Origin of the sequence: Burkholderia ubonensis (genome assembly GCF_001718695.1) — a bacterium.
Classification (GTDB): domain Bacteria; phylum Pseudomonadota; class Gammaproteobacteria; order Burkholderiales; family Burkholderiaceae; genus Burkholderia; species Burkholderia ubonensis_B.
Genome location: NZ_CP013422.1, coordinates 1,674,776 through 1,692,905, shown reverse-complemented (window position 1 = coordinate 1,692,905; position 18,130 = coordinate 1,674,776). Strand labels below are relative to the sequence as shown.

15 protein-coding genes and 1 pseudogene are annotated in these 18,130 nt (G+C 68.8%); 9 read left to right on the top strand and 7 right to left on the bottom strand.

The features are described from left to right. Position 1: 1 nt before the first annotated feature. Positions 2-1,303 (bottom strand): NCS2 family permease, encoded by a 1,302-nt coding sequence (locus tag WJ35_RS27110; RefSeq protein WP_060232885.1) that lies wholly within the window; start codon positions 1,301-1,303, stop codon positions 2-4. A gap of 698 nt (positions 1,304-2,001) precedes the next feature. On the opposite strand from WJ35_RS27110, the gene WJ35_RS27105 reads away from it, so the two are divergent. Continuing rightward, positions 2,002-2,280, top strand: a complete 279-nt coding sequence (locus WJ35_RS27105) for a hypothetical protein (RefSeq protein ID WP_069240420.1) — start codon at positions 2,002-2,004, stop codon at positions 2,278-2,280. A gap of 163 nt (positions 2,281-2,443) precedes the next feature. Here the strand turns inward: WJ35_RS27105 and WJ35_RS27100 are convergent, their stop codons facing one another. Together WJ35_RS27100 and WJ35_RS27095 are read right to left on the bottom strand one after the other, a co-directional pair. Further along, a complete protein-coding gene (locus WJ35_RS27100) occupies positions 2,444-2,818 on the bottom strand; it encodes a DUF2917 domain-containing protein (RefSeq protein ID WP_069240654.1) in 375 nt (124 codons plus the stop codon). A 250-nt stretch (positions 2,819-3,068) separates the two neighbouring features. Continuing rightward, complete coding sequence (locus WJ35_RS27095; protein WP_060232883.1) at positions 3,069-3,356, bottom strand: hypothetical protein; 288 nt, start codon at positions 3,354-3,356, stop codon at positions 3,069-3,071. A gap of 504 nt (positions 3,357-3,860) precedes the next feature. Here WJ35_RS27095 and WJ35_RS27090 point away from each other — a divergent pair. Then, positions 3,861-5,138 carry an HAD family hydrolase gene (locus WJ35_RS27090; protein WP_042588415.1) on the top strand — a complete coding sequence of 426 codons (1,278 nt, stop codon included), beginning with the start codon at positions 3,861-3,863 and terminating at the stop codon, positions 5,136-5,138. 28 nt (positions 5,139-5,166) lie between these two features. On the opposite strand, the gene WJ35_RS27085 is transcribed toward WJ35_RS27090, so the two are convergent. The 3 genes from WJ35_RS27085 to WJ35_RS27075 form a co-directional block, all read right to left on the bottom strand. Next, entirely contained in the window at positions 5,167-5,940 is a 774-nt protein-coding gene (locus tag WJ35_RS27085) for a slipin family protein (protein ID WP_010099442.1), read from the bottom strand. Further along, positions 5,937-7,484: an NfeD family protein gene (locus WJ35_RS27080; protein ID WP_060232866.1), complete on the bottom strand. Its 1,548-nt coding sequence runs from the start codon at positions 7,482-7,484 to the stop codon at positions 5,937-5,939. The genes WJ35_RS27085 and WJ35_RS27080 overlap by 4 nt, the downstream gene beginning before the upstream one ends. Before the next feature lie 157 nt (positions 7,485-7,641). Next, entirely contained in the window at positions 7,642-8,730 is a 1,089-nt protein-coding gene (locus tag WJ35_RS27075; RefSeq protein WP_155121980.1) for an AraC family transcriptional regulator, read from the bottom strand. A gap of 87 nt (positions 8,731-8,817) precedes the next feature. Between WJ35_RS27075 and WJ35_RS27070 the strand changes: the two genes are divergently transcribed. From WJ35_RS27070 to WJ35_RS27040, 7 genes and pseudogenes are all read left to right on the top strand, one after another. Beyond that, on the top strand, positions 8,818-9,951 hold the full coding sequence (locus tag WJ35_RS27070; RefSeq protein WP_010089843.1) for an acyl-CoA dehydrogenase family protein: 1,134 nt from the start codon (positions 8,818-8,820) through the stop codon (positions 9,949-9,951). A gap of 116 nt (positions 9,952-10,067) precedes the next feature. Continuing rightward, positions 10,068-11,774, top strand: a complete 1,707-nt coding sequence (locus tag WJ35_RS27065; protein ID WP_060232865.1) for an AMP-binding protein — start codon at positions 10,068-10,070, stop codon at positions 11,772-11,774. A 99-nt stretch (positions 11,775-11,873) separates the two neighbouring features. Beyond that, positions 11,874-13,403: a CoA-acylating methylmalonate-semialdehyde dehydrogenase gene (locus WJ35_RS27060; protein WP_060232864.1), complete on the top strand. Its 1,530-nt coding sequence runs from the start codon at positions 11,874-11,876 to the stop codon at positions 13,401-13,403. Positions 13,404-13,416: 13 nt separating this feature from the next. Continuing rightward, the gene (mmsB, locus tag WJ35_RS27055) at positions 13,417-14,316 is read left to right on the top strand and encodes a 3-hydroxyisobutyrate dehydrogenase (protein WP_060232862.1); all 900 of its coding nucleotides are present in this window, start codon (positions 13,417-13,419) and stop codon (positions 14,314-14,316) included. Continuing rightward, the gene (locus tag WJ35_RS27050) at positions 14,316-15,107 is read left to right on the top strand and encodes an enoyl-CoA hydratase (protein ID WP_060232861.1); all 792 of its coding nucleotides are present in this window, start codon (positions 14,316-14,318) and stop codon (positions 15,105-15,107) included. Before mmsB ends, WJ35_RS27050 begins: the two co-directional genes overlap by 1 nt. Then, positions 15,104-16,244, top strand: a pseudogene (locus tag WJ35_RS27045) (enoyl-CoA hydratase/isomerase family protein). Before WJ35_RS27050 ends, WJ35_RS27045 begins: the two are co-directional and overlap by 4 nt. A gap of 324 nt (positions 16,245-16,568) precedes the next feature. Continuing rightward, on the top strand, positions 16,569-17,300 hold the full coding sequence (locus tag WJ35_RS27040; RefSeq protein ID WP_069240419.1) for a ribonuclease T2: 732 nt from the start codon (positions 16,569-16,571) through the stop codon (positions 17,298-17,300). 67 nt (positions 17,301-17,367) lie between these two features. On the opposite strand, the gene WJ35_RS27035 is transcribed toward WJ35_RS27040, so the two are convergent. Beyond that, on the bottom strand, positions 17,368-18,003 hold the full coding sequence (locus WJ35_RS27035; RefSeq protein ID WP_069240418.1) for an isochorismatase family cysteine hydrolase: 636 nt from the start codon (positions 18,001-18,003) through the stop codon (positions 17,368-17,370). Positions 18,004-18,130 lie beyond the last annotated feature (127 nt).

The following is an 18,130-nucleotide window of genomic DNA, read 5'->3' as shown; positions in this document are numbered from 1 at the left end:
CTCATTCGCTGCCGAGATAGAAGAAGCGGAACAGGAACACGGCGGCGATGATCCACACGATCGGCTTGACCTGCCGCACCTGGCCCGTCAGCAGCTTGAGGCCGCCGTACGCGATGAAGCCGAACGCGACGCCGTTCGCGATCGAGTACGTGAACGGCATCAGCAGCGCGGTCAGCGCGGCCGGCACGGCCTCGGTCGCGTCGTCCCACGGCACGTCGACCATGTCGCGCAGCATCAGGCACGACACGTACAGCAGCGCCGGCGCGGTCGCATAGCCCGGCACGACGCCCGCGAGCGGCGCGATGAACAGGCACGCGAGGAACAGCACGGCGACGGTGATCGCGGTCACGCCGGTGCGCCCGCCGGCCTGCACGCCGGATGCGCTCTCGATGTACGCGGTGGTCGACGACGTGCCGAGCACCGAGCCCGCGACGATCGCGGTGCTGTCCGCGAGCAGCGCCTTGTTGAGCCGGTCCATCTTGCCGTGGACCAGCAGGCCCGCGCGGTTCGCGACGCCCATCAGCGTGCCGGTCGCATCGAACAGCTCGACGAGGAAGAACACCAGGATCACGTTGATCACGCCGGTCGACAGCGCCGCGCCGATGTCGAGCTTGAACAGCGTCGCATCGATCGACGGCGGCGCGGAGAACACGCCGTGGAATTCGTTGCCGCCGAAGAAGAACGACAGGATCGTGACGCCGATGATGCCGATCAGGATCGCGCCGCGCACGCGCAGGTGGTCGAGCGTGACGATCGTGAAGAAGCCGACGATCGACAGGATCGTGGTCGGCTTGTGCAGGTCGCCGAGCGTGACGAGCGTGGCCGGGCTGCCGACGATCACGCCCGAGGTCTTCAGCGAGATGATGCCGAGGAACAGGCCGATGCCGGCAGTGATCGAGATGCGCAGCGATTTCGGGATGCCGTTGACGATCGCCTCGCGCACGCGGAACAGCGTGACGAGCAGGAACAGGCAGCCGGAGACGAACACCGCGCCGAGCGCGGCCTGCCACGTGAAGCCCATTCCCTTGACGACCGTGTACGCGAAGTACGCGTTGAGGCCCATGCCGGGCGCGCACGCGATCGGATAGTTCGCGTACAGCCCCATGATGATCGACGCGAGCGCCGCGACGAGGCAGGTCGCGACGAACACGGATTCCTTCGGCATGCCGGCGTCACCGAGAATCGCGGGGTTGACGAAGATGATGTAAGCCATCGTCAGGAACGTGGTGACGCCCGCGAGTATTTCGGTGCGGAAGTCGGTGCCGGCTTCAGCGAAGCCGAAATACCGCTTGATGGATTCCATGTAGGCGTTTCTCCGGTCGGTTTGTCGTGTTGCTTGTTACGTTGATTTCTTGTAGCTGCGCAGCCAGCCGGGTGCGGCCGGCGTACTGTAACCAGCCACTATTGCGTGACTATCGGCGGATTGTAATAGCCGGGATAGGTCGGACGATATAGTTGCGGGGCACGATCGCGCGCGTTCGCGCGGACGGCCGCAGATGCACGTTGCAGATGCACGTCGCGCGACGGCGGCGCGCATTTTACCGGTTCGGGCGAAGCGGCCGGGCGCAAACGATGGAAACGATTCGGTGGCGGGTACGACGGCGACGGCACGACGCCGTGCGGTAGAGAGGGTTCGCCTGCAAGGGCGCGCCCGCCCGAACGGGCGGGCAACTGCGCGCGCCGGCCGTTCGGCAGGCCGGGCGGCGGCGGACATCGGGCTATGCTGCTCCGAAGCCGGCGCGTGCGCAACTGCGATTTCGCGCCGCTCGCGCGACTGTGGTTTCTGTGTAAAAGAGTGCAAGACCCCATCGCGTTAACCGCCAACTGTTCCTAGGATAGATGAATCGTGCACGCACGCCGGCCGATCGCTGCCGACGCGGGGGAGTCGCAGTCCGTGCAGGCCAGGCGGCGAAGTGCGGTAACGGTCGTTGCGCGTTCGGGCAGGCGCGCGGCCGGTTGCGATTGCCCGATGCGGGTTCATCCGTTATCACGGAGGTCAGCATGTTGAACTGGATCAGTCGTTGGGCGTTGCGGCACGCCCCCACGCCGGAAAAAACCGCTGCGTCGATGCTCGTCACGGCGCGGATGGAACTGTTCGCGGCCGAGCAGCGCGTCATCGATGCGAAATTACAAGCGGATTACTGGCGCACGCGCGTGTCCTTTCTCGAGGAAGTGCAGAGGCAGGGCATCGATCCTTGGGTGAGCGCGCAGCCGTCGCAACGGCCTGAAATCGAGTCCAGTCCGCGCGGCACGGGTCCGCGTCTCGCCGCCAGCACCTGACGCATGCATTGCATGTGAAAGCTGCGCACGGCGCGCGATCGCTCGCGGTACGCAGCGGCGCGCCGCGCCACTCGAAGCGCACCCGCGGCCGATTGCGCCGCGGTTGCGTTCGTTTTCCGACGCGGTCGTTCGCCGCGTCAACGCGTTGCGCGGCAGCGCAGCGTCAGTCCCGCCTTCTCCCTCTTGCGGCGAGCCAGCCGCGCACCCGCGCGAGCGTGCGTCCGAGGCGGTCGCCGCGCCGCACGTATGCGGTCGTGATCGATGCTTCGGCGGGGCGGCCGTCGTAGGTGCCGAGCCAGATGCGTTCGCCGCGCGGGATGCGCAGCACGTCGCCGGGCCGGATCCAGTAATCGTCGACGCTCGTCTGGCGCGTGAGCCACAGCGGCGCGTCGTGCGAACGGATCTCGGCGTCGTTCGGCGCGCGCCACGTCAGCGTCTTGCGCGGCGCGACGGCGAAATGAATCACGACTCTCGGCAATGCGATCGCGCCGGGGCGGCGCGGATCGGGACGAACAAACAGCCGGCTTGCTTGGTCCATCGTCATCTCCATCCGTTGAGCCGGGCGGATGACGCGCACCAAAACAAAAAAGCCTCATCCGTTTCCGGCGAGGCCTTGTGACATGCAGTGCTGCTCTGGATGCTAACGCACAAGCGCCTCCCGTGATCCATTCTTTCGAATGTTCACCGAGCAATGAATCGCGATGGCGATGAGCTTGAACGTAGGCATGCGAACGAGTTTGTCGATGTCGTACGGCGTTGTCAACGACTATTTGGGCGTCGCGCGGCGCTCACGCGTCGCGCTGTGCGAGGCCGTTGACGAGCAGTTCGGACAGCAGTCCGGTCATGCCGTTCGGATGCGTCGCCGCGCGCGCCTTCAACTGCTCGACGAGCTCCGCGTTGAGCTTGCACGCGAACGGCACGAGCCCTTGTTCCTGATCGAGCTTGCGCTGTGCGCGGCGGTCGAGCGTCGCCGCCGTTTCGCTGCCCTTGCCGAAACGCGCGGAGCTGGACTGCTTCATCGCGTGCGTCAGCTTGAGCGCCTTGTTCTTCTCGAGATCGGTTTTCTTCATGGCCATCGCGGCACCTCCGGGGAAATGAAGCCGCGATTGTACGCATTTCGGCGCACGCACCGCCGGAACCGTCGAGTTGCAGGGCGTGGCGCGGCGCGGGCGTCGTCCTTCGTCGCGCTCCGGTTGCCGTTCTGCGCGGCGGGCCGGCGCGTCATGTCATATATGAGAGCGCCGGTTCGAGCCTTCGCAATGCGGTGTGTATGTAACCGGCCTTGAAGTCACGCAGCGCTGCGCCGCTCGGGTTCGAGAACGGCGGCCGGCAACCGCGGTAGGGACGGGAGGCACCAGGACGCGGCGCAGCGCCCCACGCGAGGTCCGCGCACGCGTCCGGATGTCGCGCCGGATCAACTCGACGTCGCGCCGTGGCGCGACGCTGTCATATTGCCGCAATATTTTCGGCAGATCATTCGCCCCCATTCGACGCCTTTGCGGCCTCGAATGGGGGCGATGTGTCGCGCGTCGCGCGGGGCAGCGGCCGAAGCCGATTCGGCATTTCAACGGAGAGAGACCATGCAACGCCGCACGTTCATCAACACCCTTGCCGCGGCCACCGCCGCGACGTCGCTCATGCTCAAGGCCGGCACGGCCGACGCAAAGAACGCCGCTGCGCCGGACGCGCTGGACCCGGGCCGCTGGTCGCCGTTCAATGCCGCGCGCCTGCAGGCGGTGCTCGACCAGCATGGCGTCGGGAGCAAGCGCTACGACGCGAAGCGGCGCCCGTACGCGGTGTTCGACTGGGACAACACGTGCATCATGAACGACTGCGAAGAGGCGTTGCTGATGTACCAGATCAACCATCTGCAGTACAAGCTGACGCCGGACGAATTCGTCGACGTGATGTGGAAGGACGTGCCGAAGGGCGCGTTCGCGAAGGACTACACGACGGTGGACGGCAAGCCGGTGACGATGGAAGACCTCGCCGCCGACGTCGAGGCAGACTATCGCTGGCTCTACGCGAACTACCAGGGCTTCGGCGGCGGCAAGAGCCTCGACGAGATTCGCGAGACCGATCAGTTCAAGGATTTCCGCACGAAGCTGTACTTCATGTACGACGCGATCTGCGATACGCATCCGCTCGAGATCGGCTACAAGTGGATCATCTACTTCTACCGGAACATGACGACCGCCGAGCTGCAGGCGATGGCGCAGGCGTCGAACGACTACGGCATCGGCGACGCGCTGCGCAAGGTGAAGTATGAAAGCCCGAAGACGCTGCCGGGCAAGGCGGGCGTCGTCGCCGCCACGCATTTCCACGGCATCCGCATTCACGAGGAGATTCGCGCGGTGATGCATACGCTGCGCGCGAACGGCATCGACGTGTACGTGAGCACCGCATCGATCGACGACGTCGTGCGCGTGTTCGCCGGCCACCCGAACTACGGCTACGGCGTGCCGCCGGAGAACGTGATCGGCCTGCGTCTGGACATGCGCGACGGCAAGTACGTCAGCCACTACCCGGACGGCTGGCACTTCAACTATGGCCCGGGCAAGACCGTCGGCATCCGCAACGTGCTCGAATCGAAGAAGGGCTACGGTCCGCTGCTGGTGTTCGGCGACAGCGACGGCGACGCATGGATGCTGCGCGACTTCAAGGACACCGCGGTCGGCGTGATCGTGAACCGGATGAAGAAGGGCGAGATCGGCGCGGACAGCAAGCTCGCGGCCGCGCAGATCGGCAATCCGGACGCGCGCTTCCTGCTGCAGGGCCGCGACGAGCACACGGGCCTGATGATCCCGGACGAGAAGTCGATCAAGTACGGCAAGACGGAGCGCAGGCTGCTGGCATAAAGCGCGGCGGGCGCGGAGTGCCTTGCGCTCAGCGCTCGCGAGGCGGCCCGAAGCGCTCGAGCAAGGAACTCAGCAGCTCGACCGGCAGCGGAAACACGATCGTCGAGTTCTTGTCCGCCGCGATCGTCGTCAGCGTCTGCAGGTAGCGCAACTGCATCGCCTGCGGCTGCAGCGCGAGCCGCTGCGCCGCCTGCAGCAGCTTTTCGGAAGCCTGCAGCTCGCCTTCCGCGTGGATCACCTTCGCGCGCCGCTCGCGCTCGGCCTCCGCCTGCCGCGCGATCGCGCGCACCATCGTCTCGTTGAGGTCGACGTGCTTGATCTCGACCGTCGACACCTTGATGCCCCATGCGTCGGTCTGCGCGTCGAGCGTCTTCTGGATGTCGGCGTTCAACTGCTCGCGCTCGGCGAGCAGCGCGTCCAGCTCGTGCTTGCCGAGCACCGAACGCAGCGTCGTCTGCGCGAGCTGGCTCGTCGCGTCGAAGAAGCGCGCGACCTGGATCACGGCCTTCTCCGGATCGACGACGCGGAAATACACGACCGCGTTCACCTTCACCGACACGTTGTCGCGCGTGATCACGTCCTGCGCGGGCACGTCGAACACGACGGTGCGCAGGTCGATGCGCACCACCTGCTGGACGATCGGGATGATCAGCACGAGCCCCGGCCCCTTCACTTTCCAGAAGCGGCCGAGCATGAACACGACGCCGCGCTCGTATTCGCGGAAGATGCGGATCGACGACGCGACGATCAGCACGGCGAAAACGATCAGCAGGCTGCTGAAGCCGAACGTATAGCCAATCATTGTTGTTCTCCCTTTACGACCGAAGTTGGCGGCTTGTCATAGAGCGGGGCGACCGTCAGCATCAGCCCCTGGCGGCCCGTGACGCGCACCCGGCAGCCCGCGGCGAGCGGCGCGCTGCATGCGACCCGCCAGCGCTCGCCGCGCACCAGCGCCCAGCCGGCGGCGGACGGCTCGGGGCCGCCGGCCGTTTGCGGCTGGTCGGGCACGAGGCCGTCGTCGAGCACTTCGCCGATGCTGCCGACCATCGCCTCGCCGCCGGTGACGACCGGCCGGCGCCGCGCGCGCAGCGCGAGGCTCGACACGCCGGCCACCAGCAGCCCGCCGGTGAGCCCGAGGCTCGCGATCAGCGGCCACGGAATCCCGTAGCCGGGCACGTCGGTGTCGATCAGCATCAGCGCGCCGATCGTGAACGACGCGATGCCGCCGAAGCCGAGCACGCCGAAGGTCGGCAGGAACGCCTCGGCGACGAGGCACGCGAGGCCCAGCAGCACGAGGCCGAGGCCCGCGTAGTTGACCGGCAGCAACTGCATCGCGAACAGGCCGATCAGCAGGCAGATCGTGCCCACGAGGCCCGGCAGCACGAACCCCGGGTTCGCGAATTCGAAGAACAGCCCGTAGATGCCGAACGTCAGCAGGATCAGCGCGACGTTCGGATCGGTGATGATCGACAGGAAGCGGCTGCGCCAGTCGGGCTCGACGACGACGAGCGGCGCGTGCGCGGTCGCGAGATGCTGCGCGCCCGCGGACGTCGTCACGGTGCGGCCGTCGAGCTGGCGCGCGAGGTCGGCCGGGTCCAGCGCGACCACGTCGACGACGTGCTGTGTCTGCGCCTCGCTCGCCGACAGGCTGACCGCTTCGCGCACCGCGCGCTCCGCCCAATCGGCGTTACGGCCGCGCAACTGCGCGAGGCCGCGGATGTAGGCGGCCGAATCGTGCATCACCTTGCGGGATTCGGTCGATTGCGTGTCGCCGGGCAGCGTGCCCGACGCGCCTGATGCGCCCGACGCGGGCGATGCGGGCCCGCCGGTCGGCGACGCCGGGTTGCCCCCGGGCGCGCCGCCGATGCCGAACTGGACCGGCGACGCCGCGCCGAGGTTGGTGCCCGGCGCCATTGCCGCGACGTGGCTCGCGTACACGATGTAGGTGCCCGCGCTCGCCGCGCGCGCGCCGCTCGGCCCGACGAATGCGGCGACCGGCACCGGCGAGCCGAGGATCGCCTTGATGATCACCCGCATCGAAGAATCGAGGCCGCCCGGCGTGTCGAGCTGCAGGATCGCGAGCGGCGCATGCTCTTTCGCCGCGCGGCCGAGCGAGCGGACGATGAAATCGGCGCTGGCCGGCCCGATCGCGCCGCTGACCGGGATCACGATGATGGGTGGATGGGCCGCGGGCGCGTTCGCGGCACGCGGCGCCGCGGCGACCGCGCAGACGACGAGCAGCGCCGCGAACAGCACGGCGCGCGCGACCCGCGCCGACAGCGGGTGGTGGGAATGTCGGCCCGACGCGTCGGGCGTCGGCAGATGCCAATGGCGTTGGAAGCGCATCGACCGTCCGGACGGCGCGCGGCTGCGCGCCGTCCGGCCCGCAGGAAGGGCGCTGGCCCGATGTTTAAAGAGTAGGCGGTTTCTGCGGAAAGCGCGATGGCGGGGCCGGAGTGGCGCTCGCCGCCCGCCGCACGCCACTGGCCGTGCGCCCGCGAAATCAGCGTGCGTCGGTTCCGCGCGCCAGCGCCTCGTCGCGAAACTCGGCCGGGCTGCGCCCGCTCCACTTGCGGAACGCGCGGTAGAACGCGCTCGGCTCGGCGAAGCCGGCCGCCGCGGCGACGTCGGCGATCGTGCGCGCCGGATCGGCGAGCGCCTCGAACGCGAGATCGCGCCGCAGCGCGTCCTTGATCGACTGGTACGCGTGGCCTTCCTGGTGCAGCTTGCGGCGCAGCGTCGCCTCGGCCACGTGCAGCCGCGCGGCCATCCCCGCCGCGCCGGGCCACGCGGCGGGCGGCATCCCGCGCAGCACCGCGCGCACGCGCTGCGCGAGCGCGTTCGGGTTGCGGTACTTGACGATGAAGCTGGCCGGCGCGTTGCGCAGGAAGGTCTTCAGCGTCTTCGCGGTCTGCACGACCGGCAGCGCCGCGAATTCGGGATCGAAATCGACATACGAATCGGGCTGGTTGAAGCGCATGTCGTCGCAGAACATCGACGGGTATTCGTGCTCGGCGGGCGGCGTGTCGCAGCGGAAGCACGCGGCGAGCAGCGGGATGCGCCGGCCGATCAGCCAGCAGGTGAGCCCGTAGACGATGATGAAATAGGTCGCGTACGTGAACATCGCGGGCGTCGCGCCGTTGTTGCGGTGCACGAAGCGCAGCCGCACGCGCTGCGGGTTCGCGTCGAGCTCCGCGTGCAGGTCGTCGAGCACGCAGTGCATGAAGTTCACCGCGCGCGCCATCGCATGCAGGCCGTCGCGCGCCGTGAGCGCCGCCTGGCTCATCGCGATGAAGCTGCCGCTTCGCATCGGGTGGCGGTCCTGGCCGAAGAACTCGTCGTCGAGCGTGCGCGCGATCGCGTTCCACAACGCGCCGTACTGCTGCGCGGACACCCGCGCGCGCGGCTGCTCGAGCAGCGCGGGCGGGATGCCGGCCTGCGCGAGCAGCGGCTCGGCCGCGACGCCGCGCCGCGTCGCGAGCGCGACGCTGTACGCGACGAGACTGATCGCGATGGTTCCCTTTTCTTCCTGCTTCATCGAGACGGCGCCGCTATGGCAAAAACGCTCAGTGTAAATGAGCGGTGCGAGCATCGAACAGTCGTGCACGGTTGCCTACACTTGATTCATCGAAAACACATCGCGGCCGCGCCACGCCGGCCGCCGGGAGACGGCAGCGCCATGGACGAGCTTTACACCGAAGACCAGCGGATGATCCGCGATGCGGCGCGCGCTTTTGCCACCGAGGTGCTGGCGCCGAACGCCGCGCAGTGGGACCGCGACGCGCACCTGCCGGATGCGGTCGTCGCGCAGCTCGGCGAGCTGGGCCTGCTCGGGATGATCGTGCCGCAGGAGCTGGGCGGCGCGTATACGGACTACGTTGCATACGCGCTCGCGATGGAGGAGATCGCCGCGGGCGACGCCGCGTGCGCGACGATGATGAGCGTGCACAACTCGGTCGGCTGCGGGCCGATCCTCGGCTTCGGCACCCCCGCGCAGAAGGCGCGCTGGCTCGCCGACATGGCGGCCGGCCGCACGATCGGCGCATTCTGCCTGACGGAGCCGCAGGCCGGCTCCGAGGCGCACAACCTGCGCACCCGCGCGGAGCTGCGCGACGGCAAGTGGGTGCTGAACGGCGCGAAGCAGTTCGTGACCAACGGCCAGCGCGCGGGCATCGCGATCGTGTTTGCCGTGACCGATCCGGACGCCGGCAAGCGCGGCATCTCCGCGTTCCTGGTGCCGACCGACACGCCGGGCTTCGTCGTCGGCAAGCCGGAGAAGAAGATGGGCATCCGCGCGTCGGACACCTGCCCGATCACGTTCGAGAACTGCGCGATTCCCGAGGAGAACCTGCTCGGCGCGCGCGGCGAAGGGCTGAAGATCGCGCTGTCGAATCTCGAAGGCGGCCGCATCGGCATCGCCGCGCAGGCGCTCGGCATCGCGCGCGCCGCGTTCGACAAGGCGCGCCGCTATGCGGGCGAGCGCGTGCAGTTCGGCAAGCCGCTCGCCGAGCATCAGGCGATCCAGCAGAAGCTCGCGGACATGGCGACGCAGATCAACGCCGCGCGCCTGCTCGTGCATCACGCGGCGAAGCTGCGCACGGCCGGGCTGCCGTGCCTGTCGGAGGCGTCACAGGCGAAGCTGTTCGCGTCGGAGATGGCCGAGCGCGTGTGCTCGGATGCGATCCAGATTCACGGCGGCTACGGCTACCTCGCCGATTACGAAGTCGAGCGTCATTACCGCGACGCGCGCATCACGCAGATTTACGAGGGAACCAGCGAAGTGCAACGGATGGTGATCGCGCGGCAGCTTTGAGCGTCGCGCCGGTTGCCCGGTGACAGCAGCCAGCCCCAGAGACCCGAAGACGGCCGGGGCATCGCGCAGCGCGGGGGCGTAGGCCCGCCGCGCCGCGCAACATGGATGGAGACGACATGACGCCACAGGCTTTCCTGGACGCACGCGACTTTCTGCTGCGCCATCGCACCGACTACGAAACCGCGTATCGCGATTTCCAGTGGCCGGCGCCCGACCCGTTCAACTGGGCGCTCGATTATTTCGACGTGATGGCGCGCGGCAACGACCGGCCCGCGCTGTGGATCGTCGACGCGGCGACCGGCACGGGCGACCCGTATTCGTTCGCGCAGATGTCCGAACGCTCGTCGCGGATCGCGAACTGGCTGCGCGGCATCGGCGTCGTGCGCGGCGACCGGATCCTGCTGATGCTGCCGAACCGCGTCGAACTGTGGGACGCGATGCTCGCCGCGATGAAGCTCGGCGCGGTGGTGCTGCCCGCGACCACGCAGCTGTCCGCCGACGACGTGCGCGACCGCGTGCAGATCGGCGGCGCGAAATACGCGATCGTCGACGACAACGAAACCGCGAAGTTCGAGCAGCCCGACCTCGGCCTCGCGCAGCGGATCGTCGCCGGCGCGCCGCGCGCCGGCTGGCTCGCGATGAGCGACGGCTACGCGGCGCCGGCCGCGTTCGAGCCGGACGGCGTCACGCATTCGAGCGACCCGATGCTGCTGTATTTCACGTCGGGCACGACGTCGAAGCCGAAGCTCGTCGAGCACACGCACCGCACCTACCCGGTCGGCAGCCTGTCGACGATGTACTGGGTCGGCCTGCAGCCGGGCGACATCCACTGGAACATCAGCTCGCCCGGCTGGGCGAAGCACGCGTGGAGCTGCTTCTACGCGCCGTGGAACGCGCAGGCGTGCGTGTTCGCGTTCAACTATGCGCGCTTCGAGCCGAAGGTCGTGCTCGACGCGCTGGTCAAGTACCAGGTGACGACGCTGTGCGCGCCGCCGACCGTCTGGCGGATGCTCGTGCAGCAGCCGCTCGCGTCGTTCGACGTGAAGCTGCGCGAGATCGTCGGCGCGGGCGAGCCGCTGAACCCGGAAATCATCGAGCGCGTGAAGAAGGCGTGGGGCATCACGATCCGCGACGGCTACGGCCAGACCGAGACCACCTGCCTGATCGGCAACTCGCCGGGCCAGCCGGTCGTCGCCGGCTCGATGGGCCGCCCGATGCCCGGCTACCGGATCGAACTGCTCGACCCGGACGGCGCGCCGGTGAGCGAAGGCGAGGTCGCGCTGCCGGTCGGCGCGGGCGTCGAGCGCCCGGTCGGCCTGATGACGGGCTACGCGAACAACCCCGACGCGACCGCGCATGCGATGCGCGACGGCCACTACCGCACGTCCGACATCGCGATGCGTCGCGACGACGGCTACTTCGTCTACATCGGCCGTGCGGACGACGTGTTCAAGTCGTCCGACTACCGGCTGAGCCCGTTCGAACTCGAAAGCGTGCTGATCGAGCATCCGGCGATCGCCGAGGCGGCCGTCGTGCCGAGCCCGGACCCGCTGCGGCTCGCGGTGCCGAAGACCTTCATCACGCTGCGCCAGGGCTACGAGGCAAGCCCGGCGCTGGCGCTCGAAATCTTCCGCTTCTCGCGGGAGAAGCTCGCGCCGTACAAGCGCATCCGCCGCCTGCAGTTCGCGGAATTGCCGAAGACGATCTCCGGCAAGATCCGCCGCGTCGAGCTGCGCCGCCGCGAGATCGAGCGCGGCGACGACACGAGCGTGCGGATGCCCGGCGAATACTGGGAAGAGGATTTTTCTGCGGAACTGAAATGACCCGAGCGCGGGCCGCGCGCGTCGCGCGGCCCGCCGATGCATCGAACCGGCCGCCCGCGCGCTGCGTCGCGCGGCGGCACTCCCAAGGAGAATCAAGCGATGAACGCGAATCCGACGCCCCAGACGGGGCAAGACGTGCCGACGGTCAAGCTGCTGATCGACGGCGAATTCGTCGAATCGAAGACGCACGAGTGGCGTCCCATCATCAATCCGGCCACGCAGGAGGTGCTCGCGCGCGTGCCGTTCGCGACCGTGGCCGAAGTCGACGCGGCCGTGCAGGCCGCGCAGGCGGCGTTTGCGTCGTGGAGGAACACGCCGATCGCCGCGCGCATGCGCATCATGCTGAAGTTCCAGGATCTCGTGCGCGCCAACCAGCAGCGGATCGCGAAGACGCTGACCGCCGAGCAGGGCAAGACGCTGCCCGACGCGGAAGGCGACATCTTCCGCGGCCTCGAAGTGGTCGAGCACGCGTGCTCGATCGGCACGCTGCAGCTCGGCGAGTTCGCGGAGAACGTCGCGGGCGGCGTCGACACCTACACGCTGCGCCAGCCGCTCGGCGTGTGCGCGGGCATCACGCCGTTCAACTTCCCCGCGATGATTCCGCTGTGGATGTTCCCGATGGCGATCGTGTGCGGCAACACGTTCGTGCTGAAGCCGTCGGAGCAGGACCCGCTGTCGACGATGCAGCTCGTCGAGCTCGCGCTCGAGGCGGGCATTCCGAAGGGCGTGCTGAACGTCGTGCACGGCGGCAAGGAAGTCGTCGACGCGATCTGCACGCATCCGCTCGTGAAGGCGATCTCGTTCGTCGGCTCGACCGCGGTCGGCACGCACGTGTACCAGCTCGGCAGCGCGAACGGCAAGCGCGTGCAGGCGATGATGGGCGCGAAGAACCACGCGGTCGTGCTGCCCGACGCGAACCGCGAGCAGACGCTCAACGCGCTCGTCGGCGCCGGGTTCGGCGCGGCGGGGCAGCGCTGCATGGCGACGTCGGTGGTCGTGCTGGTGGGCGCCGCGCGCGACTGGCTGCCCGATCTCGTCGCGAAGGCGAAGCTGCTGAAGGTGAACGCGGGCGCGGAAGCCGGCACCGACGTCGGCCCGGTCGTGTCGAAGGCCGCGAAGGAACGCATCCTGTCGCTGATCGAAGCGGGCGTGAAGGAAGGCGCGAAGCTCGAGCTCGACGGCCGCGGCGTGACGGTGGCCGGCTACGAGCAGGGCAATTTCGTCGGCCCGACGATCTTCTCCGGCGTGAAGACCGACATGTCGATCTATACGCACGAGATCTTCGGTCCGGTGCTGGTCGTGCTCGAAGCCGACTCGCTCGACGACGCGATCGCGCTCGTCAACGCGAACCCGTTCGGCAACGGCGTCGGGCTGTTCACGCAGAGCGGCGCGGCGGCGCGCAAGTTCCAGAGCGAGATCGACGTCGGCCAGGTCGGCATCAACATCCCGATCCCGGTGCCGGTGCCGTTCTTCAGCTTCACCGGTTCGCGCGGCTCGAAGCTCGGCGACCTCGGCCCGTACGGCAAGCAGGTCGTGCAGTTCTACACGCAGACCAAGACGGTCACCGCGCGCTGGTTCGACGACGACACGACGGCCGGCCCGGTGAACACGACGATCCGTTTGCACTGACAAGGGGCTGAACATGAAGATCGGTTTTATCGGCCTCGGCCACATGGGCGCGCCGATGACGCTGAACCTGTTGAAGGCCGGCCATGAAGTGCATGCGTTCGACCTCAGCGCCGACGCGCTGCGCGCGCTGCAGGACGCGGGCGCGCAGGCGGCCGGCTCGCCGCGCGACGCGGCGGCCGGCGCGGAGTTCGTGATCACGATGCTGCCGGCCGCGCCGCACGTGCGCTCGGTGCTGACCGGCGAGCATGGCGTGCTGGCCGGGCTCGGCGCGGGCGCGACCGTGATCGATTCGAGCACGATCGACCCGGCCAGCGCGCAGGCGTTCGGCGCGCTCGTGCGCGAGCACGGCGGCGCGTTCGTCGATGCGCCGGTGTCGGGCGGCACGGGCGGCGCGGCGGCGGGCACGCTGACCTTCATGGTCGGCGGCAGCGACGCGGATTTCGAACGCGTGCAGCCGGTGCTCGCCGGGATGGGCAAGAACATCGTCCATTGCGGCGCGACCGGGATGGGGCAGGTCGCGAAGGTCTGCAACAACCTCGTGCTCGGCATCTCGATGGCGGCCGTGTCGGAGGCGATGTCGCTCGGCGTCGCGCTCGGCATCGATCCGAAGGTGCTCGCGGGCATCGTCAACACGTCAACGGGCCGCTGCTGGAGCTCGGACACGTACAACCCGTATCCGGGCGTGATCGGCACCGCGCCTTCGTCGCGCGGCTACACGGGCGGCTTCGGCACCGACCTGATGCTGAAGGACCTCGGCCTCGCGAACGACGCGGCGAGGCAGGTGCGCCAGCCCGTCTATCTCGGCGCGCTCGCGCAGCAGCTGTACCAGACGATGAGCAGCCGCGGCGACGGGCAGCTCGATTTCTCGGCGGTGATCCGCCTCTACCAACCGGTAACGAAGAAGGACGCGTGATGATCGAACTGGACTTCGTCGACGACGGCGCGATCGCGTGCGCGACGCTCAAGCGGCCGCCCGCGAACGCCTTTACCGCCGACGGCCTGCGGCAGCTGCAGGAGACCGTCGGCGCGCTCAACGCGAATCCGCGCGTGCGCGCGCTCGTGATCACCGGCGACGGCCCGAAATTCTTCAGCGCGGGCGCGGACCTCAACACGTTCGCCGACGGCGACCCGGCCATCGCGCGCGCGATGGCCGCGCGCTTCGGCTCGGCGTTCGAAACGCTCTCCGACGCGCGCTTCGTGACGATCGCGGCGATCAACGGCTATGCGATGGGCGGCGGGCTCGAATGCGCGCTCGCGTGCGACCTGCGCATCGCGGAGACGCATGCGCAGATGGCGCTGCCCGAGCCGTCGGTCGGGCTGCTGCCGTGCGGGCTCGGCACGCAGACGCTGCCCTGGCTCGTCGGCGAAGGCTGGGCGAAGAAGATCATCCTGGCCGGCGTGCGCGTCGACGCGGCGACCGCGCTGCGGATCGGCCTCGTCGAGGACGTGGTCGACACGGGCGCCGCGCGCGACGCGGCGCTCGCGCTCGCGCGCAACGTCGCGCGGCAGAGCCCGCACGCGGTCGCGTACAGCAAGGAGCTGATCGGCCTCGCGCGCCGCGGCGTGCCGCGCAGCGCGGCGCTCGCGGTCGAGCGCGAGCGCTTCGTCGACCTGTTCGATACGAACGATCCGCGCGAAGGCGTGGCCGCGTTTCTCGGCAAGCGCGCGCCGCAGTGGCACACCGACGGGGGGCAGGACCGATGAGCACGCCGATCACGACGCATGACGGCGTTTGCCGACGCCGCGCCGGAGGTGCTGTGTCGCGTGCTGAACCGCGTGGCGCTGATCACGCTGAACCGGCCGGCCGCGCTCAACGCGCTGTCGCACGGGATGGTGCGCGAGCTGGCGGCGCTGCTCGCGCGTTGCCGAGCCGACGACCAGATCGTCGCCGTCGTGCTGCGCGGCGCGGGCGAGAAAGGCTTCTGCGCGGGCGGCGACGTGCGCGCGCTGTACCGCGACGCCGCGCGGCGCGACGCGTGGCTGCCGTTCTTCGTCGACGAATACCGGCTCGACTACGCAATCCACACGTTCCCGAAGCCGGTCGTCGCGCTGATGGACGGCATCACGATGGGCGGCGGCATGGGGCTCGCGCAGGGCGCGGCGCTGCGGGTCGCGACCGAGCGCAGCAAGATCGCGATGCCGGAGACGCGCATCGGCTTCGTGCCGGACGTCGGCGCGACGCATTTCCTCGCGCGCATGCCGGTCGAGCTGGCGCTGTACGTGGGGCTCACGGGCGCGACGCTGTCCGGCGCGGATGCGCTCGTCGCGAAGCTCGCGGACCTGTGCGTGCCGTCGTCGTGGCTCGACACGTTCGAGACGCGCATCGAGAACCTCAAATGGGACGGCGACGTGCTCGCCGCGCTGCGCCGGGTGTTCGAGCCGCCGTGCAACGTCGTGCCGCACGCGGCGCTCGACGGCCAGCTGCCGTGGATCGTGCGCCACTTCGACAAGCGCTCGACGGTCGAGCGGACCGTCGCGACGCTCGCGCAGGAGCTCGCGCGCGACGAGCTGTCGCGTGAGCATCGCCAGTGGCTGCAGGCGACGCTCGACGCGCTGCTCGGCCATTCGCCGACGATGCTCGCCGTGACGCGCGAGGCGCTGCTGCGCGGCCGCCAGATGACGCTGGCCGAATCGTTCCGGATGGAGCTCGGCATCGTCGCGCGGGCGATCGAGGAGGGCGATTTCCGCGAAGGCGTGCGCGCGCATCTCGTCGACAAGGACCGCAAGCCGCGCTGGGCGCCGGCGTCGCTCGTCGAGCTGCGCGCCGAACGCGTGCGGCATTTCCTCACGTCGCCGTGGAAGCTGCCCGCGCATCCGCTCGTCGATCTCGGCGGGGTGTGAACAAGGCGGGGTGATCGGCGCGGCGTGTCGGGCGCGGTTGCGCTCACGTGTGCGTGCGCCGTGTTCAACCGGCTTTTTCGGGGTTCCGGGCGTCCGATCATCGGCCGCACCGCCTGAACGAGCGCGTCGATGATGGTGCGATCGCGCATTCAGAATGGACGCGCGCGTCCGGTAGCGGCGTCCCCCCATGGCGAATCCACGGCCGCCGCTCCGTTTCGTCATCCGTTCATATTCGTGCCATGTTGCTGCGGCAACAATCGCGGGCAGACATTCGACAACCTTGCGGCGCCGCGCGCGATCGCAAGCCTTTTCCGAGGACATGCCATGTTGAACACACTCGCCCGCACCGTGGCGGCGCTCGCCGTCGCATCCGCGTCGCTGCATGCCGGCGCGCAGACCAGCTACGACTACCTGCTGCTTGCCTCCTCGTGGGAGCCGGGCTTCTGCGCGACGCATTCCACGCCGGAGTGCTCGAACCTCGCCGGCTCGTATGCGGCGACCAGCCTGTCGCTGCACGGGCTGTGGCCGAACAGCTACGACGGCAACCAGCCGTTCTACTGCGGCGTGCCGCAGAGCGACATCGATCTCGACAACAGCCACCAGTGGTGCAGCATGGACGCGTACCCGATCAGCGCCGCGACCCGCAATACGCTGTCGACCTACATGCCCGGCGTCGCGTCGTGCCTCGACAAGCACGAGTGGTTCAAGCACGGCACCTGTGCGAACGCGGCGTCGCCCGATGCGTACTGGAACCAGGCGGCCGGCATGATCAGCCGCCTCGGCAACACGTCGTTCAATGCGTTTCTGCAGGCGAACGCAGGCCGAACCGTAACCCGCAACCAGCTGCTGTCCGCGTTCGAAGGCGCGTTCGGCAGCAACACGCGCAGCGCGGTGTCGCTGAAATGCACGAAGGCGAACGGCGTCAGCTATTTCACCGAGGCGTGGATCGCGGTGAAGACGGACGCGACCGCGCAATTCCCGAGCGCCGCGTCGCTCGTGACCGACGGCAGCACGCAGGGCACGTGCCCGACGACGGGCGTGTATATCGCGAAGTGAGGCGCGACGTCGCGCGTGCCGCGCCGGCCGCCCACGGTGTGGTCGGCGCGGCCGGCGCGCTGCGCATTCACGTGAGCAGGCGCAGCGCCTGTTCGAGCGACAGCACCGTCGTGCGCGAATCGAATGCGGTGGCGAACAGATGTTCATGTACGACCTGGTCCGGGTCGTAACAGCAATCCTTGACCGTATACAGGCGGAAATCCGCGTCGCTCGCATACGCGACCGACGACAGCACGACACCGGTCGACGCAATGCCGACCATGATCAGCGTGTCGATGCCTCGCGCGGCGAGCCGTGCCTGCAGATCGGTGCCGAAGAACACGCTGGCGCGATGTGCGGCGATCAGCGGCTCGCCGTCGAGCCGGCCGAGTTCGGGGCATGGGCCGTCGTCGACGAACCGGCCGAGCTGCTTGATCCCTTGGCCGTTCTTGTTGCGCGGGCTGACTTCGGGGTAGCCGGGACTGAAGTGGAGATTCGCGAAGCAGACGTGCGCGCCGCCCGCGCGCGCCGCGTCGCAGAGCCGGCGTGTGTTCGCGAGCAGCGTGGGCGCCGCCGACGGAAAGAGCCCGAGAATGTCGGTCTGGTAATGCATGACGACGAGCGCGGTTTGCGCGGGCACGAGCGGCGGAAGCGGCGCGTGTGCGCGTGCATCCGGGCCTGTCGGGTCGTTCGTGGCGTGATCTGAAGCGTGTTCCGGTTGCATGGCTGATGCTCTCCCGTGGGTCACTTCGATGGTCACTTCGGTGGGTTCAAACAATCGGCTGGGGCGGATACGGCGGCAACGGTTCGGGCGCGCGCGTGTTTCAGGTCGGGCAATGTAAGCCGGTGGG